Below are 25,275 nucleotides of genomic sequence, written 5' to 3'. Positions count from 1 at the left end.
CATAACATGCTCCGGCTTAGAAACTTTGCTCATCTTACATACGTTACAACGAACATTATGTTTCATAAAAACATCTACGCAGGCTCTTTTCCTAGAATGTATGCACAGCATTTATAGCTTGTGCTCCAGTTTTTTGCGTAGAAAATCCCGTCCCCTGTGTACTCTTGTCTTAATTGTGGTAACTGGGAGATTGAGCACATCGCTAATTTCCTGTAAGGAAAGCTCCTGCAAGTATCGTAGAACCATAATCGTCTTGTATTTATCCGGAAGGCTGTCAATGGCGTCATGAATTAAAGCTTGCGTTTCCGACAACAGCGTACTCCCTTCAGGGGTAAGCTCTTCACTAGCAAGCATGGCGTACCCATCAACACCTTCTTGATCATTCATTTCAGCATCAAGTGAGTATGTAGGTTTTCTCCTTCGCAGACGATCAATGCACAGATTTGTAGCAATCCGATAAATCCAGGTTGAGAACTTCTGTCCATGGTCATACTTTTCCAGGTTACGATACACACGCAAAAAAGTTTCCTGCACCAAATCCTCCGCCTCATGACGATTACCTAGCATCCGGTAGGAAAGATGAAAAATCCGATCTTTATATAACTCGACTAACTCCGCAAAAGCTCGCTGATCACCTTTCTGCACCAGCCTAACCAAGCGGCTTTCCATATTATCCACTCTATACTCCCCCAGACTTGCTGATGGGTTACTTATTACATGTTTATGATTATTCATCGTAGTTTAATTTTATCCAGAAATCAACTGAAGTGTGGACACAAGTAACAAACTCGCGCTTCATTACTATAAACACAGCACAATCGGGCACTCCATGAGTACCCGATTGCCTGTATCATACGGCCAAACTATATCAGCCTGTGTTTCTCAAGCCTGCGGCAATTCCGTTAATCGTCAATAGTACCTCACGCAGCATTTCAGCGTCATCACCGTTCTGATTACGCAGCTCGCGTAGCTCACTCAGCAATTGAACCTGCAAATAACTTAACGGATCGACATAAGGATTACGCAACCGGATAGATTCCTGAATAACAGGTACATCGTCCAAAATCTCAGATTGTCCGGTTATTTTCAAAATCAATTCAGATGTCAGCTTGAACTCTGCAGAAATCTGCCCGAATATACGTTGCCGTGCTTCTTCGTTATCCGACATCCCAGCATACTCCTCTGCAATCAGCAAATCCGCTTTAGCGATTGCCATTTGGAGTGTATCAATAAGCGACCGGAAGAAGGCAGAGTCTCTAAACATCGTTTGTAGCACTTTAAGGTTATCTTCATTGTTTTGATAGTAGCTTTGCAAACCTGTTCCTGCCGCATACCAAGCAGGTAGCAAGTAACGACTTTGTGTCCACGCAAAGACCCATGGAATAGCGCGCAAATCCTCAAAACGTTCACTGTTCTTACGCTTGGAAGGACGAGATCCAATATTCAGCTCGCCTACCTCAGGCAACGGTGTAGATTCTTTGAAGAAAGTGAAGAAATCTGGATCTTGGAAAATCAAATCCTGATACTTCTCCAGTGATACTTCGGAAATACGGGCAATAATCTCCTCCCAGCTTTCCTCGAACACTTCTTTCTTTCCTGAGCGATGATACGCAGCAGCCGTAATTAACGCCGATGTCGCCTGTTCCAAGCTCCGATATGCAATCCCCTTGAGCGAGTAGCGGGATGATAGCACTTCGCCTTGCTCCGTAATCTTAATTCCTCCACCAATGGTATGAGGAGGCTGAGCCAGAATACTGCGGTTAAGTGGCATTCCTCCGCGCCCCAGCGCTCCTCCACGTCCGTGGAAAAACTTCACTTTTGCGCCATACTCGTTCACTACTTCCGTAATGCTATTCATAGCGACCCGAAGTTCCCAGTTCGCTGTAACCACACCGCCATCCTTATTACTATCCGAGTAGCCGAGCATGATCTCCTGAAGCTCATCCATCGCGGCTACAGATTGTCGATATACAGGCAGGTTCATCAATCTTCTCATAATATCAGGTGCAGCATGCAAATCATCTATCGTTTCAAACAAAGGAACGGATTGCAGCGTACTAATGACAGTGCCATCCTTCTCAATGCGGAAAAGGCCTACCTCTTTGGCTAATACCATAACCTCAAGCAAATCACTGGCACCCTGAGTCATACTGATCAAGTAGCTTGTAATGGATTGCTTGCCAAATTCCTCCTGAGCCAAATAAATCGTACGATATACATCAAGACATTCCTGTGTGCTATCGCTATATTTCAAATATGGCGAAGTAATCGGACGGGGTTCATTTAGCAGCTGTTCCAGCAGATCTATTTTTTCTTCCTCTGACAGCTTACTGTAATCTGACACAATATTCATTTTAGAAAGAATTTCAGTCATCGCATTTTCATGCTCCTGACTGTGCTGACGTACATCCAGCGTAGCTGTATGAAAGCCGAATAGCTCTACCTGACGAATCATCTTTTGAATATACGTGTCTGCCACATAATCAGCAAAATGATGACGCAGGCTGCTGGCAATCACATTCAGATCTGCAATAAGCTCTTCTGCGGAGCTATAGCGTTCCTTAGTACCCTGTTTGCTCTCATCCAAAACGTTATTCACCTTAGCAATCATATATGCTAGTTTGATGCGATAAGGCTCTTTTTCGTTATGCCATACTTCCATTTTTTTAAGTGTGATATGGGCGCGATCTTCTTCAATAGAAGCCAACAAATCATCAGAAACTCGCACAATGCTGGTACTAAAGCTCAAGTAACCCATGAGTTCCTTCAGCGTGTGCTGATACTCTCTCAAAGCCAGCTTGCGTTGCATACACAACGTTTCCCAAGTCACATGAGCTGTAACAGATGGATTCCCGTCCCGGTCTCCACCGATCCAAGAACCAAATCTCAAATAAGTTGGAATGTGCCATTTTTGCTCAGGATAATATTTATCCAAACATCGCTCCAATTCTTGGTATACATCTGGCAATACATGAAACAAGGTCTCATGAAAATAATACATTCCATTTCTTACTTCATCTAATACAGTTGGCTTTCGATCACGCAGTTCATCCGTCTGCCACAGTGTAATTACTTCATTAAGCAGATTTTCCCGTACCTGTTCTCGCTCACGCAAGGTAAGCATCGGATTATCCAGCAGCATGACGTCTTCAGAAATACGTTTGTGGATATCCAGAATTACTCGTCGTGTTGCTTCTGTAGGATGTGCAGTCATGACCAGCTCCAAGGAGAGTTCATTCAGCATGTTGCTAACGTCCTCAGCGGAGAAGCCTCCTTGTTTAAGCTCCTGAACGGAACTTTCGATAGAACCGGGTTGAACCTCTTCACCAGCGGAATGCTCATAATCCCGCTTACGACGAATACGATGGTTTTGCTCAGCGATATTCACCAACTGAAAGTAAATCGCAAACGCGCGAATAACCTGGTGACGAATATCCGTATCCAGTCCACTGACCATTTGTTTAAAATTCTCGTATAACTCCGGCTGATACCCGGCACGTAACGATTTACTTGCCTCACGTATTTTCTCCACGATATCCAAAAGTTCGTTGCCACCTTGATGAACCAAAACCTCACCAAGAATATTTCCTAGAAAACGAACGTCCCGCCGCAGCAGATTGTTGGATTGGTTTTTGTTAGCGGTTAACGTAAGCTCAGTCATGCTTTTCCCCCCATCTGATCTGTTCCACACCATATTCAGTTGTAGCAAAGGTACGTATACACACGAAATTTGACACTTTCTTAACATCATACAATAAAAACGTATGAAAAGCTGCAAAATTTACAGGAAAAAATCATGCTTTTGAAATACTTTTTTGGAGAATATATTGGTCACTTATACATAAAAATGAAATTAATAAATAAAACTGATTTTAAGCGCTAAAAATGTGCGAAACATTATGCACAGTCTCTTTTAAAAAGCGTGTTTCCAAAGGTACAAATTCTTGTGTCATGATGTGTATATGTTTATTATTTGTTGACAAAGTGAAATTCATTGCGCTCTATCCACAAAGATATACACAAATAAGCCATAATCTCAGTATTCTAAATCTGTTTACTCATTAATCCCTACGTGTTACCCACATAAATAAAGAAGAGTGTGTAGAACAAAAGGAGCAGGTATAAAGTTATCCCCATGAATTTCGTAACATAATAATTATAGGATTCCTATTTTCAATGGATTTGATCACGAATTTAGCCTTACTACAGGAAAAAGGGGGCCGTAAGAGGGGAAATCCGGGTCTAGGTGATAAATGCCTATGTAGGATATGCACAAGTCATCCCCAACCGTGCATGGCAAGAGACATCATTTAATGATCTATATACATAGAAGTTAATATATTGTGGACAAAATAAAAAGAAGCCTTTCGGCTTCTAGGTAATCGGTAAGCGGGTGATGGGAATCGAACCCACGCTATCAGCTTGGAAGGCTGAAGTTCTACCATTGAACTACACCCGCAAATCAGTATCGGGATGACACGATTTGAACATGCGACCCCCTGGTCCCAAACCAGGTGCTCTACCAAGCTGAGCTACATCCCGATATTATATTTTTTTAAAAATATGGCGCGCCCTGAGAGATTCGAACTCCCGGCCTTTTGATTCGTAGTCAAACGCTCTATCCAGCTGAGCTAAGGGCGCAAATATGGAGCGGACGACGGGAATCGAACCCGCGACCCTCGCCTTGGCAAGGCGATGCTCTACCGCTGAGCCACGTCCGCAAAAACAAGATGCGCGTGGAGGGACTTGAACCCCCACGTCAAAGACGCTAGATCCTAAGTCTAGTGCGTCTGCCAATTCCGCCACACGCGCATACAATGATAATGGTGAGCCATGAAGGACTCGAACCTTCGACACCCTGATTAAAAGTCAGGTGCTCTACCAACTGAGCTAATGGCTCTTAATGGCTGGGGATATAGGATTTGAACCTATGCATGACGGAGTCAAAGTCCGTTGCCTTACCGCTTGGCTAATCCCCAATATGCATATGATTCACAATTCCCCCATATTTCATCCATGTAAGAGAACAAAATATGGTGGAGGCTGAGGGGATCGAACCCCCGACCCTCTGCTTGTAAGGCAGATGCTCTCCCAGCTGAGCTAAGCCTCCATACTATCCTATGACCCGTAGGGGATTCGAACCCCTGTTACCTCCGTGAAAGGGAGGTGTCTTAACCCCTTGACCAACGGGCCATCCTGTAACAAGCTCTCAACCGGGATCGAACCGGTGACCTCATCCTTACCATGGATGCACTCTACCTACTGAGCTATGAGAGCAAATGGCTCCCCGAACAGGACTCGAACCTGTGACAACTCGATTAACAGTCGAGTGCTCTACCAACTGAGCTATCAGGGAATAATAATTATAAAACTCGCTTGGCGGCGTCCTACTCTCCCAGGACCCTGCGGTCCAAGTACCATCGGCGCTGGAGGGCTTAACGGTCGTGTTCGGGATGGGTACGTGTGGAACCCCTCCGCTATCGCCACCAAACATGAATTTGCCTCGCAAATTCTTCCGTAAGGTTATTCGGTTCATCACGGATCGTGTGAATGAATCGCCATACGCTTGTCGTATGTACTTCTACATACCTTCAAGGTTACACCCTGAAAACTGGATCCGAAACTCATTGCGTCTTATCTTTAGGATAAGCCCTCGACCGATTAGTATTGGTCAGCTCCATGCATTACTGCACTTCCACCCCCAACCTATCTACCTCGTCGTCTTCAAGGGGTCTTACATACTGGGAAATCTCATCTTGAGGGGGCTTCACGCTTAGATGCTTTCAGCGCTTATCCCTTCCGTACATAGCTACCCAGCGGTGCTCCTGGCGGAACAACTGGTACACCAGCGGTACGTCCATCCCGGTCCTCTCGTACTAAGGACAGCTCCTCTCAAATTTCCTACGCCCACGACAGATAGGGACCGAACTGTCTCACGACGTTCTGAACCCAGCTCGCGTACCGCTTTAATGGGCGAACAGCCCAACCCTTGGGACCTACTTCAGCCCCAGGATGCGATGAGCCGACATCGAGGTGCCAAACCTCCCCGTCGATGTGGACTCTTGGGGGAGATAAGCCTGTTATCCCCAGGGTAGCTTTTATCCGTTGAGCGATGGCCCTTCCATGCGGTACCACCGGATCACTAAGCCCGACTTTCGTCCCTGCTCGACTTGTAGGTCTCGCAGTCAAGCTCCCTTCTGCCTTTGCACTCTTCGAATGATTTCCAACCATTCTGAGGGAACCTTGGGGCGCCTCCGTTACTCTTTAGGAGGCGACCGCCCCAGTCAAACTGCCCACCTGACACTGTCCTCGTACCGGATTACGGTACCAAGTTAGAACCTAGATACGATCAGGGTGGTATCCCAAGGATGCCTCCCTTCAAGCTGGCGCTCAAAGTTCTACGGCTCCCACCTATCCTGTACAGATCGTACCCAAATTCAATATCAAGCTGCAGTAAAGCTCCATGGGGTCTTTCCGTCTTGTCGCGGGTAACCTGCATCTTCACAGGTATTAAAATTTCACCGGATCTCTCGTTGAGACAGCGCCCAAGTCGTTACGCCATTCGTGCGGGTCAGAATTTACCTGACAAGGAATTTCGCTACCTTAGGACCGTTATAGTTACGGCCGCCGTTTACTGGGGCTTCGGTTCATAGCTTCGCCCGAAGGCTTACCACTCCCCTTAACCTTCCAGCACCGGGCAGGCGTCAGCCCGTATACTTCGCCTTGCGGCTTCGCACAGACCTGTGTTTTTGCTAAACAGTCGCTTGGGCCTTTTCACTGCGGCCCCCTCGGGCTATTCACCCTACCGAGGCACCCCTTCTCCCGAAGTTACGGGGTCATTTTGCCGAGTTCCTTAACGAGAGTTCTTCCGCGCGCCTTAGAATTCTCTTCTCGCCTACCTGTGTCGGTTTGCGGTACGGGCACCTTCTCCTGGCTAGAGGCTTTTCTTGGCAGTCTGAGATCATGACCTTCGCTACTGTAATTTTCGCTCCCCATCACAGCCCAGCCTTACGATGTGCGGATTTGCCTACACATCAGCCTCACTGCTTAGACGGACATCCATCAGTCCGCGTCACTACCCTACTGCGTCACCCCATCGCTCATAGCGGATTACGGTGGTACAGGAATTTCCACCTGTTGTCCTTCGACTACGCCTATCGGCCTCGCCTTAGGTCCCGACTTACCCTGAGCGGACGAACCTTCCTCAGGAACCCTTAGGCTTTCGGCGGATCTGATTCTCACAGATCTTTTCGTTACTCATACCGGCATTCTCACTTGAATGCAGTCCAGCGCTCCTTCCGGTACACCTTCAACCCGCATTCAACGCTCCCCTACCCCTGATGCAACGCATCAAGCCATAGCTTCGGTGGTGTGTTTAGCCCCGTTACATTTTCGGCGCAGAGTCACTCGACCAGTGAGCTATTACGCACTCTTTCAATGGTGGCTGCTTCTAAGCCAACATCCTGGTTGTCTGTGCAACTCCACATCCTTTCCCACTTAACACACACTTGGGGACCTTAGCTGATGGTCTGGGCTGTTTCCCTTTCGACAATGGATCTTAGCACTCACTGTCTGACTCCCGGAACTAAATCTATGGCATTCGGAGTTTGACTGAGCTTGGTAACCCTTGCGGGCCCCGCACCCAATCAGTGCTCTACCTCCACGATTCTTTTTTCCGAGGCTAGCCCTAAAGCTATTTCGGGGAGAACCAGCTATCTCCGGGTTCGATTGGAATTTCTCCGCTACCCCCACCTCATCCCCGCATTTTTCAACATGCGTGGGTTCGGGCCTCCAGTGCGTGTTACCGCACCTTCACCCTGGACAGGGGTAGATCACCCGGTTTCGGGTCTACGTCCACGTACTCATGCGCCCTATTCAGACTCGCTTTCGCTGCGGCTTCAGCTCTTCACCTTAACCTTGCACGGGAACGTAACTCGCCGGTTCATTCTACAAAAGGCACGCCATCACCCATAGATCGGGCTCTGACTTCTTGTAAGCACACGGTTTCAGGATCTATTTCACTCCCCTTCCGGGGTGCTTTTCACCTTTCCCTCACGGTACTGCTTCACTATCGGTCGCCAGGGAGTATTTAGCCTTGGCAGATGGTCCTGCCGGATTCATACGGGGTTTCACGTGCCCCGCACTACTCGGGATCCGTCTCGGAGGGAACGGATTTTGAACTACAGGGCTTTTACCTTCTCTGGCGGGCCTTTCCAGACCTCTTCATCTAACCGGTTCCTTTGTAACTCCATGTGAGACGTCCCACAACCCCAAGGAGCAAGCTCCTTGGTTTGGGCTAATCCGCGTTCGCTCGCCGCTACTGACGGAATCACTATTGTTTTCTCTTCCTCAGGGTACTTAGATGTTTCAGTTCCCCTGGTCTGCCTCTCACTCACCTATGAATTCAATGAGTAGTGACTGTCGATGAAGACAGCCGGGTTTCCCCATTCGGACATCCCCGGATCAAAGCTTGCTTACAGCTCCCCGAGGCCTTATCGTTGTTCGCCACGTCCTTCGTCGGCTCCTGGCGCCTAGGCATCCTCCGTGTGCTCTTTGTAGCTTAACCTAGACTTCTCTTTCACGAAAGAAAATGTCAATGTTTAATAAAGAGTGATTTTTGCCAAAGGCAAAATATCTCTCCTTATCTGCTACCTTTATTTCACTTGTTTACACAAGATCAGCTTAAAGGAATATTCTAAAACGCAATTTCGTTTCGGTATCCAGTTTTCAAGGTGCAATGATAAAACTATTGGTGGAGCCAAGCGGGATCGAACCGCTGACCTCCTGCGTGCAAGGCAGGCGCTCTCCCAGCTGAGCTATGGCCCCAAAAGAAAATATAAAATTTATGGTGGGCCCTAGTGGACTCGAACCACCGACCTCACCCTTATCAGGGGTGCGCTCTAACCAGCTGAGCTAAGGGCCCATAATAAACCACCAAAAAAAATTATTCTTTAGTGGTTGCGCTTGGCGGCGTCCTACTCTCCCAGGACCCTGCGGTCCAAGTACCATCGGCGCTGGAGGGCTTAACGGTCGTGTTCGGGATGGGTACGTGTGGAACCCCTCCGCTATCGCCACCAAACGCTTGAGAGTTTGAGCTCTCAAAACTGAGCAACGAGTGAGTAACAGGCCTAAACCTGAGTTTTGAAGCTACGCTTCATATTTGAATGTTTCCATTGCAGGAAACGATTCTCCATAGAAAGGAGGTGATCCAGCCGCACCTTCCGATACGGCTACCTTGTTACGACTTCACCCCAATCATCTACCCCACCTTCGGCGGCTGGCCCCTTGCGGTTACCTCACCGACTTCGGGTGTTGTAAACTCTCGTGGTGTGACGGGCGGTGTGTACAAGACCCGGGAACGTATTCACCGCGGCATGCTGATCCGCGATTACTAGCAATTCCGACTTCATGTAGGCGAGTTGCAGCCTACAATCCGAACTGAGACCGGCTTTTCTAGGATTGGCTCCAGATCGCTCCTTCGCTTCCCGTTGTACCGGCCATTGTAGTACGTGTGTAGCCCAGGTCATAAGGGGCATGATGATTTGACGTCATCCCCACCTTCCTCCGGTTTGTCACCGGCAGTCTGCTTAGAGTGCCCAGCTTGACCTGCTGGCAACTAAGCATAAGGGTTGCGCTCGTTGCGGGACTTAACCCAACATCTCACGACACGAGCTGACGACAACCATGCACCACCTGTCTCCTCTGTCCCGAAGGAAAGGCCTATCTCTAGACCGGTCAGAGGGATGTCAAGACCTGGTAAGGTTCTTCGCGTTGCTTCGAATTAAACCACATACTCCACTGCTTGTGCGGGTCCCCGTCAATTCCTTTGAGTTTCAGTCTTGCGACCGTACTCCCCAGGCGGAATGCTTAATGTGTTAACTTCGGCACCAAGGGTATCGAAACCCCTAACACCTAGCATTCATCGTTTACGGCGTGGACTACCAGGGTATCTAATCCTGTTTGCTCCCCACGCTTTCGCGCCTCAGCGTCAGTTACAGCCCAGAGAGTCGCCTTCGCCACTGGTGTTCCTCCACATCTCTACGCATTTCACCGCTACACGTGGAATTCCACTCTCCTCTTCTGCACTCAAGCTCTCCAGTTTCCAGTGCGACCCGAAGTTGAGCCTCGGGATTAAACACCAGACTTAAAGAGCCGCCTGCGCGCGCTTTACGCCCAATAATTCCGGACAACGCTTGCCCCCTACGTATTACCGCGGCTGCTGGCACGTAGTTAGCCGGGGCTTTCTTCTCAGGTACCGTCACCTCAAGAGCAGTTACTCTCTCAAGCGTTCTTCCCTGGCAACAGAGCTTTACGATCCGAAAACCTTCATCACTCACGCGGCGTTGCTCCGTCAGGCTTTCGCCCATTGCGGAAGATTCCCTACTGCTGCCTCCCGTAGGAGTCTGGGCCGTGTCTCAGTCCCAGTGTGGCCGATCACCCTCTCAGGTCGGCTACGCATCGTCGCCTTGGTAGGCCTTTACCCCACCAACTAGCTAATGCGCCGCAGGCCCATCCACAAGTGACAGATTGCTCCGCCTTTCCTCCTTCTCCCATGCAGGAAAAGGATGTATCGGGTATTAGCTACCGTTTCCGGTAGTTATCCCTGTCTTGTGGGCAGGTTGCCTACGTGTTACTCACCCGTCCGCCGCTAGGTTGTTTAGAAGCAAGCTTCTAAACAACCCCGCTCGACTTGCATGTATTAGGCACGCCGCCAGCGTTCGTCCTGAGCCAGGATCAAACTCTCCATTAAAGACCAACCGAAGTTGGTTATAGAAAGAGCGATTAGCTCATTTTGAAACTGACGAGATAAAATATCTCTTTATTTGATTTTGCGAACAAAATCGGTTCACTCACTCGTTGTTCAGTTTTCAAAGATCAAGCCTTCATTATATCTTACTTTGCTTCATCACCGCATCTCAGCGGCGACTTTTATAATATATCATCTCTTTTTGAATTTTGCAAGAGTTTTTTTTAATTCTTTTTTCGAGCAAATCCTTCAAAAAGGAACGAAAGTTAATTTAACATAAATATTGAATAGAGTCAATACTTTTTTTGATATCAGAAAGTATATTTACTTCCTGATATCTCGGTTTGATATAGTTCTTCTTTATCTTTTTATTGTTTGGTTTGCGGGACACGGCCTCTGCGTGCATATTTGGATAGTTCCTTGGCGGGTGCAAAACGGGCATACATGCGGAAAACTGTTTTATATCGAAGTGCTATAGCATAACGGATATCCTGGTCCAATCGGGTATCACTCATATCAAGCAGCATTTCATCTAGTTCCTTACGAAGAACGTAGTCAAGTTCCTTGCATTCTTTTTCGTTAAACAGCATTCCCAACATATGACCATACTCCCTTATCAGCAGATTATATAGTACTTATATTTGCTCAATTAATTGTTCCAAACTTTACCTGTTTTTAAACTCAACTGCTAAGGTTTCAAACTTACTCCAAGTAATCTTTAATGCTTTTCTTTACGCTCTCCCCTTTGTTATGTTCAATTTTCGGGAAATATATAAATAATTGGCCATATTATTTTAATGCGACAATAAACGATAAGTTATGCCGCTCTCAATCGCAGCTGCTATAAATAGAAAGATGACAGACCATATTGACACGGTCAACGTTTGTTTCAAAAAAACCTCCCACGATGGGCCAGTACCTTTGCGTTTTAGTCCTATGCTTGTACCTAGGGTAGATATTATATTGACCCCAAACTTCAAACCGAAGGCACAGGCGATAATCAAAACAGGCAATTCAATTACACCATGAGGCAATAATCCTTTTACGACAATTTCATACATACTTCTTCCCATATCTGTCTGCAGGTGTACTACAAAACCTAAAACCATTCCGTTCACAATCAAAAATATAAACGGTACGATTCCAAAAAGAGCTCCGGTATATATTACTAGCACGCATTTGATTGCATTGTTGAAAAAGATAAACACAAAAAAACTCCATTGTGGATGCTCAGAGTTCTGCAATCGTTGTGCCACTCCCCCCAGTCCCTCCATTTGTCGTGCCAACATAGACTGAATAACACCTGTACTTAGCCATCCCACTACAATACTTGCGCAGAAAAAAAGTGCAGCGATCAAAATTAGCCGTCTTGTCGTGCGTAAATCATAAAAAAATGCTCTTAGTCCCATTTGTTGATTCCTCCTACTAGTCCAATGGAATAATTGACAACCCCTGGCATAGCTTTAAGTAAACAAGCACTTCTAGGATGAAAGGGGCATTAACCATGAATTCTTTTTTCTATGTATTGAACGGCAAAAAAATTAAACGATTCTTGATCGTAATGGCAGCGGCCGTCTTTACTGCCGGGGTCATTTATGTAGAAACCGATAATGTTACGGTTTTTTCCGAGGAAGCGCCAACTGCCGTTTACAGTGTGCCTACGGATAAAAAGCTGATCGCTCTCACATTCGACATTAGCTGGGGTGATAAGCGTACTGCTCCCATTTTAAAAGTTCTCGAAGATAAAAAAGTGACCAAGTCCACCTTTTTTCTTTCTGCCCCTTGGAGCAAAACACACCCAGAACTCGTGAATCAAATTAAAGAAAGCGGATTTGAGATTGGCAGTCATGGCCATAAACACGAAAACTATAGCAGCTTAAGCGATGAAGAGATTCGTAAGCAGATTTCAACGGCTCATACCACATTAACCGAGCTGACTGGACAATCCCCGAAGTTAATCCGTATGCCTAATGGTGACTTTGACAAAAGGGTACTTCAAGTTGCCAGCACTTTAGGCTACAAAACCATTCAATGGGATACTGACTCCCTGGACTGGAAAAACCCTGGTACGCAGGTCATAATCGACCGTGTTGTAAATAAAGCACATCCCGGTGATATCGTCCTTCTTCATGCCAGTGATTCTTGTAAACAAACTCATGAAGCGTTGCCCATCATTATCGACAAGTTGCGGGCACAAGGCTATGAATTTGTGACTGTATCCGAACTGCTTCAACAAGGTACAGTAAAAGGTAAAGAGGTTCGCGATCAAGCTCTGGGTCTTTAAGGAGTTATTTTACATCGTTCTCAGCTAAAAACCAAAAGCAACTCGACATATTTCTCCCCAATCATCCGCATACTATCCACATTCATGATAAAGGAGGAATACGGCCATGAATTGGACTCGTTTGCGATTTGTTAGCATGGTATGCGTACTGGGCGTTGCACTGAGCGGCTGCGGCTCGGATCAGGGTTCTGCACCTCCCCAGAACAGTTATAAAGAGATGAAAACGATGGTGGTTGATATCCTGAAAAGTGATGATGGAAAAAAAGCCGTAGAAGAAGCCTTAACCGGGGAAAAAGAGGGACAATCCGGTCAAAGTGGTGGAGGAGGTGGATCTGGAGGCAGCATGGGAATGAAAATGCTTATGTCCACACAATCCGCTGAACAGATGAAAATTGCAGTAAAAGATACTTTGATCTCACCTGAATATAAAAAAGAAATCGAAAAAATTATGACTGATCCGCGTTTTGCCGGAGAATTTGCCAAAGCCATCAACAGTCAAAGCAAACAGCTTCATATGCAGCTTATAAAAGACCCTTCTTACCAAAAATCAATTGAAGAGATGCTAAAATCGCCAGAACTGACCAAGATGTATATGGACTTAACTAAAACCCCGGAATATCGCAAACAATCTATGACAGTCATGCATGATGCTATGCAGAATCCGATTTTTCGGCTTGAGGTCATGAATTTACTCAAAACTGTTGTGCAAGAAGAACTTCAACCTAAGGTTGAGAAAAAAGGCGGAGAGCAAGGTGGATCCGGGGATCAAAAGCAAGATGGTGATGGTGGTGAAGGAGAACAAGGTGGTGGTGAAGGAGGTCAAGGAGGAGGTCAGTAAAAAAAAGGCTGGTTCAACAACCAGCCTTTTTTATTATTCAGATTCCATGTGCAACCCGGTAATTTGGGCGGCTATATTATTATAAATAGCTCCTGTCGCCGACTCCGATTTATATACGGATGGAGAAAAATCGGCTTCTGACGGATGATTATCTGGGATACCCAGCGGAATTTGTGCCAAAAGTTTCGTATGAAGTGTTTCTGCCAACATAGCCCCGCCTCCCCGTCCAAAAACATAGTCTTTTTCTCCAGTGGAGGACACATAATAGGACATATTCTCCACGACGCCTATGACCTTATGATCCGTTTGAAGGGCCATTGCCCCTGCACGTGCAGCTACAAAAGCTGCCGTCGCATGCGGAGTAGTGACAATGATTTCTTCACTCTGCGGAATCATTTGATGTACGTCAAGCGCTACATCACCAGTACCTGGTGGTAAATCGAGTATCATATAGTCCAGCTTGCCCCATTCGACATCACTAAAAAACTGTCTAAGCATTCTCCCCAGCATGGGACCTCTCCAAATAACAGGATTGTTTTCTCTCACAAAGAAGCCCATGGACATGATTTTGATACCAAATCGTTCCACTGGCTGAATGATACCATCTTCGACAGAAGGTACGTCCTCTACCCCAAGCATATCCGGCACACTGAATCCATAGATATCAGCATCAATTAAACCCACTCGCTTACCCTGTCTGGCTAGAGCTGCCGCCAAATTCACAGCTACTGTCGATTTTCCGACACCACCTTTTCCGCTTGCAATGGCAATAAATCGTACGCCAGATGCTGGATTAAGCAGCTCATGTTCTTCCATACCGACAGCATGTCCTTTGGCCAAAACCGGATCAGCTACCTCCTCGGTATCCTCTCCATTTTGTATAGCTGACTTTTCAGACTCAGATGCCTCACGAATACGAATATGCACGTGACTTAATCCCGCCTTTTCTAACGTCTGCCGGATTTCCCGATCCAGTTCCGTTCGAGTCTCTTCTTGGCTATCCAGGGTAATAGCAGTCAATGATACCCGATCCTCTTTAACAACCACATCCCGAATAAAATGGAGGTCAACCAAACGGCGTCCCGTTTGAGGCTCTCGCACTTGCTGAAGTAGCTCTATAACTTGCTCTCTCGATTGCATGAATAATCAGCACCTCTGCTTTATTGATTTACGTAGTGGTAAACACTTACAGTATACCACTATCTGGCTTCAGGTGCTGATGAGGTTGCCTTTTCCCCGGCACTGTAACGCAAAATCCCTTTATATATAGATGCGGCCACTTGTCTCTGATAGTTCTCGTCACTGAGTCGTCTGGCTTCCTCTGGATGGGACAAAAATCCGACTTCTACAAGAGCTGCCGGCATTTTGAGTGCCTTTAATAAATAGACCGTGTTTACGGTCTTAGCCACTCTGTCCGTATTTTCCAGGTTGCGCTTGATTTCTTCCTGAATTAAGGATGCCAAATTCTCGTTATCTGCATGATTAGGTACGAAAAAGGTCTGGGCTCCACTCCAACGGCTCGACGGGATACTGTTCATATGAATACTTAAAAAGAGGTCCGCTTGCTGCTCCTCAATCATACGTACCCGTTGCTTTAAATCCTCCGTTTTTCTTCTGGAATAGCCTTTTGTTTCTTGCTGCGCCAGATCGCGGTCATCCTCACGTGTCATGACGACAACTGCCCCTGCTTGCTGCAAATAATCTCGCAAATAAAAAGCGATCGCCAAATTAATATCCTTTTCAATGACCCCCTCTTTGCTAACCGCTCCTCCATCAGGCCCTCCGTGTCCGGCATCTATAGCAATTACCTTACCAGTAAGCGGTAGACTCCAATGAATCCACGCTCTCGAAGCAGGTATCTCATACAATGTCAGCATGATGAATAGAACAGCGAGACAACAGCCTAACAGCATTTTTTGCAGCGTCCGATAGCGAATCCACAGTGTGACCTCTTTTTTACGATTGTTTTTTTGCATAACAAAACGCCTCCGTCCTATACAGATACTAATAATCTATATGGGACGAGGCGTGTAGTTAGTACAACTCAGGCATGAACATATTCTTTCATACCTTCAATCAGCACTTGAGCAACCTCCGGTCGTGTAAATTCTGGTGGCGGACAAACCCCGGAGCGTAACAATTCCCTCACTTTGGTGCCAGAGAGCGTCAAATGCTGCTCCTTGGGATGTGGGCATGTTTTACTTGAGGCCATATTTCCACATTGGGTGCAGTAAAAGCTGTGTTCAAAAAACAACGGGGTAATCCCCAGCTCTTCAGGTGTAAAGTGCTTGAAAATTTCCTGCGCTTCATAGGTACCGTAATAGTCCCGTACACCCGCATGATCTCTTCCGACAATAAAATGAGTGCAGCCGAAGTTCTTCCGCACAATAGCATGGAAAATGGCCTCCCTAGGACCAGCGTATCGCATGGCAGCAGGAAAGACCCCCAGAAAGGCTCGATCAGCCGGATAATAGTTGTCCAGCAACACCAGATAGCTCTTCATACGCACATCTGCTGGAACGTCATCTGACTTGGTCTCTCCAACGAGCGGATTTAGAAATAAAGCATCCACAATTTCCATCGCGCTTTTTTGGATGTACTCATGTGCTCGGTGTACCGGATTTCGTGTTTGAAAACCGACCACTGTCTTCCAGCCCTTTTCAACAAAATAGCTACGTGTCTGTGCTGGTGTGTAATAAAATTCGCTAAATTGTGTGGGTTCTGGTCGATTCAGCACTTGCACCGTTCCACCTACATAGGTAGCAGGTCGTTCTAACAATTTATTTACGCCAGGATGGGCCGGGTCAGCCGTCTTGAATACACATCTGGCTTCCTCTGCCTGGTCAACCTGATAAATACTTTCAATATCAAGTACAGCATAGATGATACCATCTGTTTCCCCCACCAAAGCCACCTGCTGACCTAGTTTCAGTTCACTGGCTATGGTTTCTACTACTGCAAGAGTAATGGGAATACTCCAGACTGTACCATCAGCAAGACGCATATCCGTTACCACTGAACGATAATCTGACTCATTCATAAATCCCGTCAATGGAGAAAAGGCACCTACTCCAATTAAATCCAAATCAGAAATCGTCCATGAGTTTACAGGGATAGGAAACAATTCACCTGCAACCTGCAACAGTGCTTCTTGCTGCGGTCCAGTTATATTTCTATCAACGAGCGTTCCGCCATGCGGAAGAATTGCAGTCATGATGCACTTCCTTTCTATTCATAAACAAGTCTCAGAGCTACCTACATACCATTTTTTATTGGTGGAGCCCACACTCCGTTTTCTCATTGCCTGACCAACGGCCAGCACGTGGATCTTCACCTGGCAGGACTTCACGTGTGCATTGCTCACAGCCAATACTGGGAAAATTACGGTCATGCAATGGATTATACAATACATCATGAGTGCGAATATAGTTCCATACATCCTCGGAAGTCCAGCTTGCCAAGGGGTTAAATTTAACGAGACCAAACTTTTCATCATACTCTACCTTTTTTGCATTCGCACGTGTAGGAGCCTGATCGCGACGGATACCGGTAATCCATGCATCGTATTGAGAAAGAATGCGTGTCAGCGGCTCAACCTTGCGTATACCACAGCATGCATTAGGATTTGATTTCCACAGCTCCTCTCCATGCTCCGCAGCTTGCTCTTCTGGAGTGATTAAGGGAGAGACTCTAACAAAATCCAAATTATATCTAGCTTTCATCTGATCACGCGTATCATAAGTTTCTTGAAAATGAAAGTCGGTATCCAAGTAAAAAATATCGGTAGAAGGGCTAATTCTTTGTAGCATATCTACTAGTACTACATCTTCTGCTCCGAAGCTACAAGCAAAGGTGAGGTTGGGAAATGTATGAACAGCATATTGGATAATTTCTTCAGGCGTGGCCTCTTCCAGTTCACTTGCCTTGACTCTAATCAACGCTTCTTTCTCCAATAAATTCATTATCAATGCGCCTCCATATGAAGATTCATAAATAAGTGATACTTCAATGCCGACTAAACTAATAAGATTAAGTACAGTATAAAACTTTCATATTCATTGTCAATCCAAGCAAAATCGTCATACTGTAAACATTTATCATCCCGTATGAAGCAGGAACGTTGTTCTGTCAGCATTCTTAAACGCTCTCCTGCATATCCAACCAAGTTCAGTGGCTATATATAAAATATTCTTATACCAGACGTTTGAAAATTGCCTTAGATTGCTTAATAACTAAAAGTAACTAGTTATAACAGAGGGTATGCCTGAACGTAAGTATTTTAGGTTAGCGAAAATGCTTCCTCTACTCCACCCGAGACAAAGATATACCCACTACTCGGCTGTCATCGTAATCCTGGATAGCTATGGCTATTATGATCAGGTAGAAATATCTGAGGATAAAAGCGTCCTTCCTTAGAGCCATGATTATCCTTGGATTTGGTCAAGGGAATATAATTAGGGTTCGTTCGTCATATTTACATTTGCATTCAAAGATGAAGCATACGTGGTCGTGCTCAGCTCAAGGTAAACCAGCTCTGACTATAAGGTTTACATCCGAAGAATCCCACTACTAAATCGGGAGCTCTGATGCTAATCGTGCTTCTATTAAGGAATATTACAAAGAAATGGCACCCAGATCGATAATAATCCTCTCAACACTCCTATAGCGCTCACAGAGGCCCTCCCTGAGAAATTAAAGCATTCGACATACAGATAGCCCTTAACGTAACTGGAGCCCTATTTTAGCCCATTCTCAATGGTTAAAAATACTCACATCATCATCGCTGCAATTACGGAAGCCGAGGAGATGGGCAGTAGTAAGCTAGACATTGCTCTGCAAAAGTTCCCTGATCTTTTAATTAGTCACAGGTTGTGAACATTAAAGGATAAACTGTGTTGAAATAGCAAACTATATTTGTGCATAACTATACCGACTTTAGTTACATCGTGGATAACTTACGTATTCCAGATAGTATATGCACTTATTTATGTATCGCAGGGCAGATGCAGCCATAAAATTCTAGTCTAGATCCATTTATCCACATGTGGTTAATGTGCAGCAAATGATCTAAATAAAAAAGAACCCTTTCCATAAGGAAAAGGTTCTTCTGTATTCGAAATATTAACGTTTCGAGAACTGTGGTGCACGACGAGCGGCTTTGAGGCCGTATTTTTTACGTTCTTTCATACGTGGGTCACGAGTCAAGAATCCTGCTTTTTTCAAAGCTGGACGGAATTCTGGATCTGCTTTCAACAGCGCACGGGAAATACCGTGGCGAATTGCGCCTGCTTGACCAGAGATACCACCACCATGAGCGATAACGAGTACGTCATAGCTACCAAGTGTTTCTGTCAGATTCAGTGGTTGTTTTACGATCAGTTTGAGAGTTTCCAAACCGAAATATTCATTAATATCACGCTTATTGATGACAATGCGTCCTTCACCCGGTACGAGACGAACACGAGCTACCGAATGTTTACGACGACCTGTCCCATAGTATTGTACTTGTGCCATGAAACTGTCCTCCCTTTTAATTATCCGCGAAGTTCGTAAACTTCAGGTTTTTGTGCTGCATGTGGATGCTCTGTACCTCTGTAAGCTTTAAGTCTCAGCTTCATTTTGTCGCCTTGACGAGTTTTAGGAAGCATACCGTGAACAGCCAATTCCAACATACGTTCAGGTTTGTTCTTAACCATATCTTGTGCAACTGTTACTTTCAGACCACCTGGGTGCAGGGAGTGACGATAGTATTTTTTGTTCTCCATTTTTTTACCGGTCAATACGATTTTCTCCGCATTGATTACAACAACAAAATCACCTGTGTCCACATGTGGTGTAAACTGTGGCTTGTGTTTGCCGCGAATCAACGCAGCCGCTTCGCTTGCCAGACGACCGAGCGTTTTGCCTTCGGCATCAATGATGTGCCAATTGCGCTCAACTTCATTTGGCTTCGCCATATACGTAGTACGCATGAAAAGTATCCTCCTTAAGTTCGTTAACAGAAATCATCATTTATCTTCGTTCGTTAAGTTGCTGCATTATCGATGGATTAGATGTTGCTATAAAGTGATTATCTTAATTGGGGCTGTGGGAAAGCCATTAAGAAAACACAACTTTTATATTACAGGATAACCATCAATTCTGCAAGGAAAAAATCAATGTTTTTTGATGTTTTCTTCGTACTCTACATTCCAGAGCGTTAAAGCGTGTCCAACGGCTGTAGGGCCAGCCTTTGAACGGTTTTTTGCTTCCAAAATGGAAGGAATATCATCCGGCGATTTTTTGCCTTCTCCCACTTCCAGCAAAGTCCCCATTATAATCCGAACCATGTGCTGCAAAAATCCGCTACCTGTAATATAAGTATGAATAATTCCCTGATCGTCCGACCCTGGACGTGAAAAGGAATGGTCTACCGTTATATAGGCTTCGTAAATAGTGCGAACATGATTCGTCTTTTGGGAACGTCGAGATGCGAACGAAGTATAGTCAAAGGTGCCCACTAAATGAGCCAATCCCTTTTTCATCGCTCTTACATCAAGACTCGTTGGATGATGGGCCTGTGTACGACGGTGAAAGATGTCTGGAAATCGGTTCGCATTAATACTGTACCGATACGTCTTCCGCTTCGCCATGCGGCGTGCATGAAAGGACAGTGGCACCTCTCTCGCATCTGTAACGATGATATCACGAGGCAGCCAGGCATTAAGTGCCAGACACCAGCGATGTATCGGAATCGGCGATTCAGTATGAAAATTGAATACCTGCCCGTATGCATGCACACCTGCATCTGTACGTCCTGAGCCCGTAATTTTAAGACGTTCGCCCGTCAATGAGTATATAGCATTTTCAAGACAGTCCTGAATGGTGTTGCCACTAGGCTGCGTCTGAAAGCCATCATAGTGGGTTCCATCATAGTTCACCTTCATGCACAAGTTCCGCATGCTTCTCACACCTTTGCAGGGGTATTCTCTGGTCTTACAGGAAATAACCGAACATAACAAAGGAGAAGCCCCTCAAGGACTCCTCCAAGAGAAAAAAAGGGTTGTTCAGAATCAAGCCGATTCTGTCCACCCTTCCCTCATCTTCGCCTGTTTACGCGCGGTCAACCAATTCCAGATATACCATTGGAGCGGCGTCGCCACGACGAGGTCCCAGTTTCAAGATACGAGTGTATCCACCTGGACGCTCATTGTAACGTGTAGCCAATTCGCTAAACAGCTTTTGGATTGCATCCTGCTCACCATCCAAAGTTTCACGGCGAACGAACGCAGCCACTTGACGACGTGCGTGCAGATCTCCTTTTTTCGCTTTGGTGATCAGTTTTTCAGCAATAGAACGAACTTCTTTCGCTTTAGCCTCAGTAGTTTGGATACGCTCATACAAGAACAGATCGGTTACCAAATCACGAAACAAAGCTTTACGGGCACTGGAATTACGGCCCAATTTTTGGTATGCCATGTAGTTTCCCCTCCTTCACAAAAACGTTGCTGTGCTATTCTTCCGTACGAAGTCCTAAACCAAGTTCCTCGAGCTTCTCTTGTACTTCTTCCAAAGATTTGCGACCCAAGTTACGGACCTTCATCATATCTTCTTCAGATTTAGTCGTGAGTTCTTGTACCGTATTGATACCAGCGCGCTTAAGGCAGTTATAGGAACGGACGGAGAGATCCAGCTCTTCGATCGTCATTTCAAGAACTTTTTCTTTCTTATCTTCTTCTTTTTCGACCATAATCTCTGCATCTTTTGCTTCATCCGTGAGACCCACGAATAGCATCACATGCTCGGTCAAAATTTTGGCTCCAAGGCTCACAGCTTCTTCAGGACGAATAGTTCCGTCTGTCCAAACCTCAAGTGTCAGCTTGTCATAATTCGTAACCTGGCCGACACGCGTATTTTCTACGCCGTAGTTCACGCGTGCAATCGGAGTGTAGATGGAGTCGACGGGAATGACGCCGATCGGCTGGTCATCACGTTTATTCCGATCCTGCTTAACGTAACCGCGACCGCGATTGGCAAAAATACGCATGTGAAGTCTCGAACCCGGTCCGAGCGTTGCAATGTGAAGATCCGGATTAAGAATTTCCACATCACTATCCGCACGGATATCACCTGCCGTTACAACTCCTTCGCCTTCCGCATCGATTTCGAGTACTTTCTCTTCATCTGAGTGGATTTTAAGCGATAAAGCTTTCAAGTTCAGAATGATCTCCGTTACGTCTTCCTTCACACCGGGAACCGTTGCAAACTCGTGCAGAACCCCATCGATCTGAACCGATGTGACTGCTGCCCCCGGTAACGAGGATAACAGAATACGGCGAAGCGAGTTCCCCAGCGTCGTACCGTATCCGCGTTCCAGCGGTTCTACTACGAATTTTCCATAGGTGCCATCATCATTGACGTCAACCGTCTCAATTTTCGGCTTTTCGATTTCTATCACTGCAATATCCCTCCTTCAAAACGTCGCTCCTATATGAAACATTCACCTTATCCATAGTCTAACATGCAGTATACCTAAACATCCATTCTTGGCAGTTTGTGCCGGATCTATACTACACGCAGAGGAGAAATCTCATTAGACGCGACGACGTTTTGGAGGACGGCATCCGTTATGAGGTACCGGAGTTACGTCTTTGATCAGGTTAACTTCCAGACCAGCAGCTTGCAAAGAGCGGATTGCTGCTTCGCGACCTGCACCAGGTCCTTTAACCATGACTTCGACTGTCTTCATGCCGTGTTCCATAGCAGCTTTAGCAGCAGTTTCTGCGGCCATTTGCGCTGCGAATGGAGTAGATTTACGGGAACCACGGAATCCCATGCCGCCTGAGCTGGCCCAAGAGATTGCGTTACCGTGTGGGTCTGTGATCGTAACGATCGTGTTGTTGAACGTGGAACGGATGTGTGCCACGCCACTCTCGATATTTTTACGGTCACGGCGTTTTGTGCGTACAACTTTTTTCGGTTTAGCCATTGAATGTTATCCTCCCTTCTTATTTCTTCTTGTTCGCTACAGTCCGACGAGGACCTTTACGGGTACGAGCATTAGTTTTAGTACGTTGTCCGCGAACAGGCAATCCACGACGGTGACGAACACCACGGTAGCAGCCAATCTCAGTCAGACGTTTAATATTCAAGGAAATTTCACGACGCAGATCGCCTTCTACTTTAACTTCTTTGTCGATCGTTTCACGTAATTTGCTCACTTCATCTTCAGTCAAATCACGAACACGCGTGTTTGCACTGATGCCTGTTTCCTTCAAAATTTTCTGAGAAGTCGTCTTACCGATTCCGAAAATGTAAGTCAAGGCGATCTCAACGCGTTTGTCACGTGGCAAATCCACACCAGCTATACGAGCCATTTTACGCTACACCCCCTTCTATTAACCTTGTTTTTGTTTGTGTTTCGGATTTTCGCAAATAACCATTACATTCCCTTTGCGGCGAATGACTTTGCATTTCTCGCAAATAGGTTTTACAGAAGGTCTTACCTTCATGTTGATTACCTCCTCCAAGCTTTACCCTGGTAAAACTCGCTTCGTGAACATTCACATCGTTTTGCCGAGCAAAACAAGTTTTTTTAAATGATGTACGTTTAATAAAAACCTGCATGAATTACTTGCGGTACGTTATACGGCCTTTGGTTAAATCGTAAGGCGATAACTGTACAACCACCTTGTCGCCTGTCAAAATACGGATAAAGTGCATCCGCAGCTTTCCGGAAACATGAGCAAGAATTTGATGACCGTTCTCCAGCTCTACCTTGAACGTAGCGTTCGGCAGTGGCTCGATTACCGTACCTTCAACCTCAATGACATCTTCTTTGGCCAAAGTCAGTCTCCTTTCTCTTCAGCTTGGTATTCGGACGATTCCAGGAAAGTTTTCACTGCATGCCGCAGTTTTCCGTTCGTCACCCGACCGCTTTCGTTTAAACTATTTACAATCTCGCTACTAATCTTTGGCTGAGGTACCAAATGAAGAACATTTTTCTTCTTCGCTTGATCAAACTTTCGTTTATCCCCATCCGCAATATACACAAACCTGCTATCTGCTATTGAAACGACAACCGCAATCTGTCCGGCACCTCTGCCCTTCAGAATCTTCACCAGCTGACCGATTTGCAGGTTTCCTTGCTGATTCATTCCAATCACCTACGCACTCAGTTTCGTGAAAATGTCCATGCCGTCCGCTTCGCCCGTCACCACTTGCTCAAAATGAGTACAAGAGATTACGTTCATCGTAACGACCGTCCAGTTGTCTTCCAGCGTCCCTACAAGGCGAGCACCTATTGGAATCATTGATTCAATAGCCAGCACAATGCCGGTTTTCAGCCTCGGCCCCTGCTCAGGAATACCACGGTTTGGATTCTCAATATATTGCCGAATGGCATGCGACATTGTAAACTGGCGAGTTTTCGTAATGACATCGCCTTTGTTTAACTTGCGTTTGCCGGGAAATCCGTGCACCAGTTGTTCGTTGACTGAAGCGCAAATGCTAGCAGGAAAACCGTTATAACCTTTAAAAGACGGCACAGCTCCCTGACTGCGAATATACCGATCAGCTAAATGATCAAGTTCACCGGTCGTAATACCGGGCTCGATGTGTCCTGCTAAGAAATAACTCGTTGCCGAATTCATTTTCCTAGCTTTCCTCATAAAGCTTGATTCCGTCCCCGACTTGCAAATGATCATTACAGCTAACCCCGCAACAAGGACACGATATTTTGGGAAACCACATCAATATCCTGTTCTCCGTCAATATGACGCAGAAGATTCTGGTTCTCATAAAACGTGAGGAGTGGTGCTGTTTTATTACTATATTCGTCAAGTCGTGTTCTTACGCTATCTTCGTTATCGTCAGGACGCTGATAGAGTTCACCACCGTCTTTATCGCAAATGCCTTCAACCTTAGGAGGATTAAAGACAATATGATAGCTAGCTCCGCAGCTTTTACAAACTCGCCGTCCTGTGATTCGTGCCAACAAGTTGTCACGGTCCACTTTCAGGTTGATGACATCATCCAGCTTCGTATTCAAACGGCCCAAAATTTGATCCAAGGCTTCAGCTTGAGCTAAAGTTCTTGGAAAACCGTCCAGCAAGAAACCTTTCTTGCAATCAGGCTGCTGCAGCCGTTCTTCAACGATACCGATTGTTACATCATCCGGAACAAGTTCACCCTTGTCAATATACTCTTTGGCTTTAATGCCAATAGGTGTTCCCTGTTTCATCGCTAGGCGAAACGCATCACCTGTCGAGATATGAGGAATGCCGAACTCCTTCACAATGACATCTGCTTGTGTACCTTTACCAGCCCCCGGAGGGCCCATGATCAAAATATTCACAATCTGTCACTCCTCAAGACGACCCCTACACAAGAAACAGCACAAAAGGTGCCGGTAAGCATGCGAACATC

General features: G+C 45.9%; 22 protein-coding genes, 13 tRNA genes and 4 rRNA genes. 2 read left to right on the top strand and 37 right to left on the bottom strand.

From position 1 onward, the window contains the following. Window positions 1-111 precede the first annotated feature (111 nt). The 21 genes from sigW to G7035_RS11715 form a co-directional block, all read right to left on the bottom strand. A complete protein-coding gene (gene sigW, locus G7035_RS11815; protein WP_013373239.1) occupies window positions 112-678 on the bottom strand; it encodes an RNA polymerase sigma factor SigW in 567 nt (188 codons plus the stop codon). Window positions 679-868: 190 nt separating this feature from the next. Then, window positions 869-3,661, bottom strand: coding sequence for a phosphoenolpyruvate carboxylase (gene ppc, locus G7035_RS11810; RefSeq protein ID WP_019688705.1), 2,793 nt, complete (start codon window positions 3,659-3,661; stop codon window positions 869-871). A 727-nt stretch (window positions 3,662-4,388) separates the two neighbouring features. After that, window positions 4,389-4,459, bottom strand: a tRNA-Gly gene (locus G7035_RS11805). 9 nt (window positions 4,460-4,468) lie between these two features. Continuing rightward, window positions 4,469-4,542: transfer RNA gene (locus tag G7035_RS11800), tRNA-Pro, on the bottom strand. A 22-nt stretch (window positions 4,543-4,564) separates the two neighbouring features. Then, a tRNA-Arg gene (locus G7035_RS11795) sits at window positions 4,565-4,641 on the bottom strand. A gap of 5 nt (window positions 4,642-4,646) precedes the next feature. Further along, window positions 4,647-4,721 (bottom strand) — tRNA-Gly (locus tag G7035_RS11790). A 10-nt stretch (window positions 4,722-4,731) separates the two neighbouring features. Next, window positions 4,732-4,812 (bottom strand) — tRNA-Leu (locus G7035_RS11785). Between the two features lie 12 nt (window positions 4,813-4,824). After that, window positions 4,825-4,900 (bottom strand) — tRNA-Lys (locus tag G7035_RS11780). A 4-nt stretch (window positions 4,901-4,904) separates the two neighbouring features. Continuing rightward, window positions 4,905-4,979: transfer RNA gene (locus tag G7035_RS11775), tRNA-Gln, on the bottom strand. 55 nt (window positions 4,980-5,034) lie between these two features. Continuing rightward, window positions 5,035-5,110 (bottom strand) — tRNA-Val (locus G7035_RS11770). A gap of 11 nt (window positions 5,111-5,121) precedes the next feature. Beyond that, window positions 5,122-5,193, bottom strand: a tRNA-Glu gene (locus G7035_RS11765). An 11-nt stretch (window positions 5,194-5,204) separates the two neighbouring features. Beyond that, window positions 5,205-5,277 (bottom strand) — tRNA-Thr (locus G7035_RS11760). A 3-nt stretch (window positions 5,278-5,280) separates the two neighbouring features. Then, a tRNA-Asn gene (locus G7035_RS11755) sits at window positions 5,281-5,356 on the bottom strand. Between the two features lie 18 nt (window positions 5,357-5,374). Next, window positions 5,375-5,491: ribosomal RNA gene (gene rrf, locus G7035_RS11750) — 5S ribosomal RNA — on the bottom strand. Window positions 5,492-5,641: 150 nt separating this feature from the next. After that, window positions 5,642-8,566: ribosomal RNA gene (locus G7035_RS11745) — 23S ribosomal RNA — on the bottom strand. A gap of 184 nt (window positions 8,567-8,750) precedes the next feature. Beyond that, window positions 8,751-8,826 (bottom strand) — tRNA-Ala (locus G7035_RS11740). Window positions 8,827-8,846: 20 nt separating this feature from the next. Continuing rightward, window positions 8,847-8,923: transfer RNA gene (locus G7035_RS11735), tRNA-Ile, on the bottom strand. Window positions 8,924-8,962: 39 nt separating this feature from the next. Then, window positions 8,963-9,079: ribosomal RNA gene (gene rrf, locus G7035_RS11730) — 5S ribosomal RNA — on the bottom strand. 117 nt (window positions 9,080-9,196) lie between these two features. Then, window positions 9,197-10,750 (bottom strand): 16S ribosomal RNA (locus tag G7035_RS11725). Together the 16S, 23S and 5S rRNA genes with 13 tRNA genes alongside form the textbook arrangement of a ribosomal RNA operon. A gap of 365 nt (window positions 10,751-11,115) precedes the next feature. Further along, window positions 11,116-11,346 (bottom strand): hypothetical protein, encoded by a 231-nt coding sequence (locus G7035_RS11720; protein ID WP_013312131.1) that lies wholly within the window; start codon window positions 11,344-11,346, stop codon window positions 11,116-11,118. A gap of 195 nt (window positions 11,347-11,541) precedes the next feature. Then, window positions 11,542-12,156 carry a stage II sporulation protein M gene (locus G7035_RS11715; protein ID WP_019688706.1) on the bottom strand — a complete coding sequence of 205 codons (615 nt, stop codon included), beginning with the start codon at window positions 12,154-12,156 and terminating at the stop codon, window positions 11,542-11,544. A gap of 95 nt (window positions 12,157-12,251) precedes the next feature. Here G7035_RS11715 and pdaB point away from each other — a divergent pair, with 95 nt between their 5' ends. After that, complete coding sequence (pdaB, locus tag G7035_RS11710) at window positions 12,252-13,031, top strand: polysaccharide deacetylase family sporulation protein PdaB (protein WP_016818661.1); 780 nt, start codon at window positions 12,252-12,254, stop codon at window positions 13,029-13,031. 106 nt (window positions 13,032-13,137) lie between these two features. Continuing rightward, entirely contained in the window at window positions 13,138-13,869 is a 732-nt protein-coding gene (gerD, locus tag G7035_RS11705) for a spore germination lipoprotein GerD (protein ID WP_019688707.1), read from the top strand. Window positions 13,870-13,902: 33 nt separating this feature from the next. On the opposite strand, the gene G7035_RS11700 is transcribed toward gerD, so the two are convergent. The 16 genes from G7035_RS11700 to G7035_RS11625 all read right to left on the bottom strand — a co-directional run bounded on the left by G7035_RS11700 (window position 13,903) and on the right by G7035_RS11625 (window position 25,204). Further along, window positions 13,903-15,009, bottom strand: a complete 1,107-nt coding sequence (locus G7035_RS11700; RefSeq protein ID WP_019688708.1) for an Mrp/NBP35 family ATP-binding protein — start codon at window positions 15,007-15,009, stop codon at window positions 13,903-13,905. Between the two features lie 59 nt (window positions 15,010-15,068). Beyond that, the gene (gene cwlD / locus G7035_RS11695) at window positions 15,069-15,845 is read right to left on the bottom strand and encodes an N-acetylmuramoyl-L-alanine amidase CwlD (RefSeq protein ID WP_019688709.1); all 777 of its coding nucleotides are present in this window, start codon (window positions 15,843-15,845) and stop codon (window positions 15,069-15,071) included. A gap of 68 nt (window positions 15,846-15,913) precedes the next feature. Further along, complete coding sequence (gene sat, locus G7035_RS11690) at window positions 15,914-17,083, bottom strand: sulfate adenylyltransferase (protein ID WP_019688710.1); 1,170 nt, start codon at window positions 17,081-17,083, stop codon at window positions 15,914-15,916. A 55-nt stretch (window positions 17,084-17,138) separates the two neighbouring features. After that, window positions 17,139-17,831 (bottom strand): phosphoadenylyl-sulfate reductase, encoded by a 693-nt coding sequence (locus G7035_RS11685; protein WP_019688711.1) that lies wholly within the window; start codon window positions 17,829-17,831, stop codon window positions 17,139-17,141. Between the two features lie 1,159 nt (window positions 17,832-18,990). Continuing rightward, window positions 18,991-19,383 (bottom strand): 30S ribosomal protein S9, encoded by a 393-nt coding sequence (gene rpsI / locus G7035_RS11680; RefSeq protein WP_013373250.1) that lies wholly within the window; start codon window positions 19,381-19,383, stop codon window positions 18,991-18,993. 20 nt (window positions 19,384-19,403) lie between these two features. Then, window positions 19,404-19,841, bottom strand: coding sequence for a 50S ribosomal protein L13 (gene rplM, locus G7035_RS11675; protein ID WP_013373251.1), 438 nt, complete (start codon window positions 19,839-19,841; stop codon window positions 19,404-19,406). 183 nt (window positions 19,842-20,024) lie between these two features. Next, window positions 20,025-20,810 carry a tRNA pseudouridine(38-40) synthase TruA gene (gene truA / locus G7035_RS11670; RefSeq protein ID WP_019688713.1) on the bottom strand — a complete coding sequence of 262 codons (786 nt, stop codon included), beginning with the start codon at window positions 20,808-20,810 and terminating at the stop codon, window positions 20,025-20,027. Window positions 20,811-20,961: 151 nt separating this feature from the next. Further along, window positions 20,962-21,327 carry a 50S ribosomal protein L17 gene (rplQ, locus tag G7035_RS11665; RefSeq protein WP_013373253.1) on the bottom strand — a complete coding sequence of 122 codons (366 nt, stop codon included), beginning with the start codon at window positions 21,325-21,327 and terminating at the stop codon, window positions 20,962-20,964. A 34-nt stretch (window positions 21,328-21,361) separates the two neighbouring features. Beyond that, window positions 21,362-22,306: a DNA-directed RNA polymerase subunit alpha gene (locus G7035_RS11660; protein WP_013373254.1), complete on the bottom strand. Its 945-nt coding sequence runs from the start codon at window positions 22,304-22,306 to the stop codon at window positions 21,362-21,364. Window positions 22,307-22,441: 135 nt separating this feature from the next. Then, entirely contained in the window at window positions 22,442-22,837 is a 396-nt protein-coding gene (gene rpsK, locus G7035_RS11655; protein ID WP_007432559.1) for a 30S ribosomal protein S11, read from the bottom strand. A 19-nt stretch (window positions 22,838-22,856) separates the two neighbouring features. After that, complete coding sequence (rpsM, locus tag G7035_RS11650) at window positions 22,857-23,225, bottom strand: 30S ribosomal protein S13 (RefSeq protein WP_007432560.1); 369 nt, start codon at window positions 23,223-23,225, stop codon at window positions 22,857-22,859. A 21-nt stretch (window positions 23,226-23,246) separates the two neighbouring features. Further along, entirely contained in the window at window positions 23,247-23,360 is a 114-nt protein-coding gene (rpmJ, locus tag G7035_RS11645; protein ID WP_003333770.1) for a 50S ribosomal protein L36, read from the bottom strand. A gap of 118 nt (window positions 23,361-23,478) precedes the next feature. Next, complete coding sequence (gene infA / locus G7035_RS11640) at window positions 23,479-23,694, bottom strand: translation initiation factor IF-1 (RefSeq protein WP_006212898.1); 216 nt, start codon at window positions 23,692-23,694, stop codon at window positions 23,479-23,481. Between the two features lie 2 nt (window positions 23,695-23,696). Continuing rightward, window positions 23,697-24,005, bottom strand: a complete 309-nt coding sequence (locus tag G7035_RS11635; protein WP_019688714.1) for a KOW domain-containing RNA-binding protein — start codon at window positions 24,003-24,005, stop codon at window positions 23,697-23,699. 9 nt (window positions 24,006-24,014) lie between these two features. Then, complete coding sequence (locus G7035_RS11630) at window positions 24,015-24,554, bottom strand: M24 family metallopeptidase (RefSeq protein ID WP_039269202.1); 540 nt, start codon at window positions 24,552-24,554, stop codon at window positions 24,015-24,017. A 5-nt stretch (window positions 24,555-24,559) separates the two neighbouring features. Continuing rightward, on the bottom strand, window positions 24,560-25,204 hold the full coding sequence (locus G7035_RS11625) for an adenylate kinase (RefSeq protein WP_013373258.1): 645 nt from the start codon (window positions 25,202-25,204) through the stop codon (window positions 24,560-24,562). Window positions 25,205-25,275: the final 71 nt, after the last annotated feature.

The organism is Paenibacillus polymyxa (assembly GCF_015710975.1).
Classification (GTDB): domain Bacteria; phylum Bacillota; class Bacilli; order Paenibacillales; family Paenibacillaceae; genus Paenibacillus; species Paenibacillus polymyxa.
The sequence above is the reverse complement of the archived record's forward strand: the minus strand, read 5'-3'. Positions and strand labels throughout refer to the sequence as shown.

What these genes read in the sequence shown, in the direction of transcription:
- ppc (WP_019688705.1), bottom strand. Translation starts at nt 3,661, where the DNA reads ATGACTGAGCTTACGTTAACCGCTAACAAAAACCAATCCAACAATCTG.
- G7035_RS11720 (WP_013312131.1), bottom strand. Translation starts at nt 11,346, where the DNA reads ATGTTGGGAATGCTGTTTAACGAAAAAGAATGCAAGGAACTTGACTAC.
- G7035_RS11715 (WP_019688706.1), bottom strand. Translation starts at nt 12,156, where the DNA reads ATGGGACTAAGAGCATTTTTTTATGATTTACGCACGACAAGACGGCTA.
- pdaB (WP_016818661.1), top strand. Translation starts at nt 12,252, where the DNA reads ATGAATTCTTTTTTCTATGTATTGAACGGCAAAAAAATTAAACGATTC.
- gerD (WP_019688707.1), top strand. Translation starts at nt 13,138, where the DNA reads ATGAATTGGACTCGTTTGCGATTTGTTAGCATGGTATGCGTACTGGGC.
- G7035_RS11700 (WP_019688708.1), bottom strand. Translation starts at nt 15,009, where the DNA reads ATGCAATCGAGAGAGCAAGTTATAGAGCTACTTCAGCAAGTGCGAGAG.
- cwlD (WP_019688709.1), bottom strand. Translation starts at nt 15,845, where the DNA reads ATGCAAAAAAACAATCGTAAAAAAGAGGTCACACTGTGGATTCGCTAT.
- sat (WP_019688710.1), bottom strand. Translation starts at nt 17,083, where the DNA reads ATGACTGCAATTCTTCCGCATGGCGGAACGCTCGTTGATAGAAATATA.
- G7035_RS11685 (WP_019688711.1), bottom strand. Translation starts at nt 17,831, where the DNA reads ATGAATTTATTGGAGAAAGAAGCGTTGATTAGAGTCAAGGCAAGTGAA.
- rpsI (WP_013373250.1), bottom strand. Translation starts at nt 19,383, where the DNA reads ATGGCACAAGTACAATACTATGGGACAGGTCGTCGTAAACATTCGGTA.
- rplM (WP_013373251.1), bottom strand. Translation starts at nt 19,841, where the DNA reads ATGCGTACTACGTATATGGCGAAGCCAAATGAAGTTGAGCGCAATTGG.
- truA (WP_019688713.1), bottom strand. Translation starts at nt 20,810, where the DNA reads ATGCGGAACTTGTGCATGAAGGTGAACTATGATGGAACCCACTATGAT.
- rplQ (WP_013373253.1), bottom strand. Translation starts at nt 21,327, where the DNA reads ATGGCATACCAAAAATTGGGCCGTAATTCCAGTGCCCGTAAAGCTTTG.
- rpsK (WP_007432559.1), bottom strand. Translation starts at nt 22,837, where the DNA reads ATGGCTAAACCGAAAAAAGTTGTACGCACAAAACGCCGTGACCGTAAA.
- rpsM (WP_007432560.1), bottom strand. Translation starts at nt 23,225, where the DNA reads ATGGCTCGTATAGCTGGTGTGGATTTGCCACGTGACAAACGCGTTGAG.
- rpmJ (WP_003333770.1), bottom strand. Translation starts at nt 23,360, where the DNA reads ATGAAGGTAAGACCTTCTGTAAAACCTATTTGCGAGAAATGCAAAGTC.
- G7035_RS11635 (WP_019688714.1), bottom strand. Translation starts at nt 24,005, where the DNA reads ATGAATCAGCAAGGAAACCTGCAAATCGGTCAGCTGGTGAAGATTCTG.
- G7035_RS11630 (WP_039269202.1), bottom strand. Translation starts at nt 24,554, where the DNA reads ATGATCATTTGCAAGTCGGGGACGGAATCAAGCTTTATGAGGAAAGCT.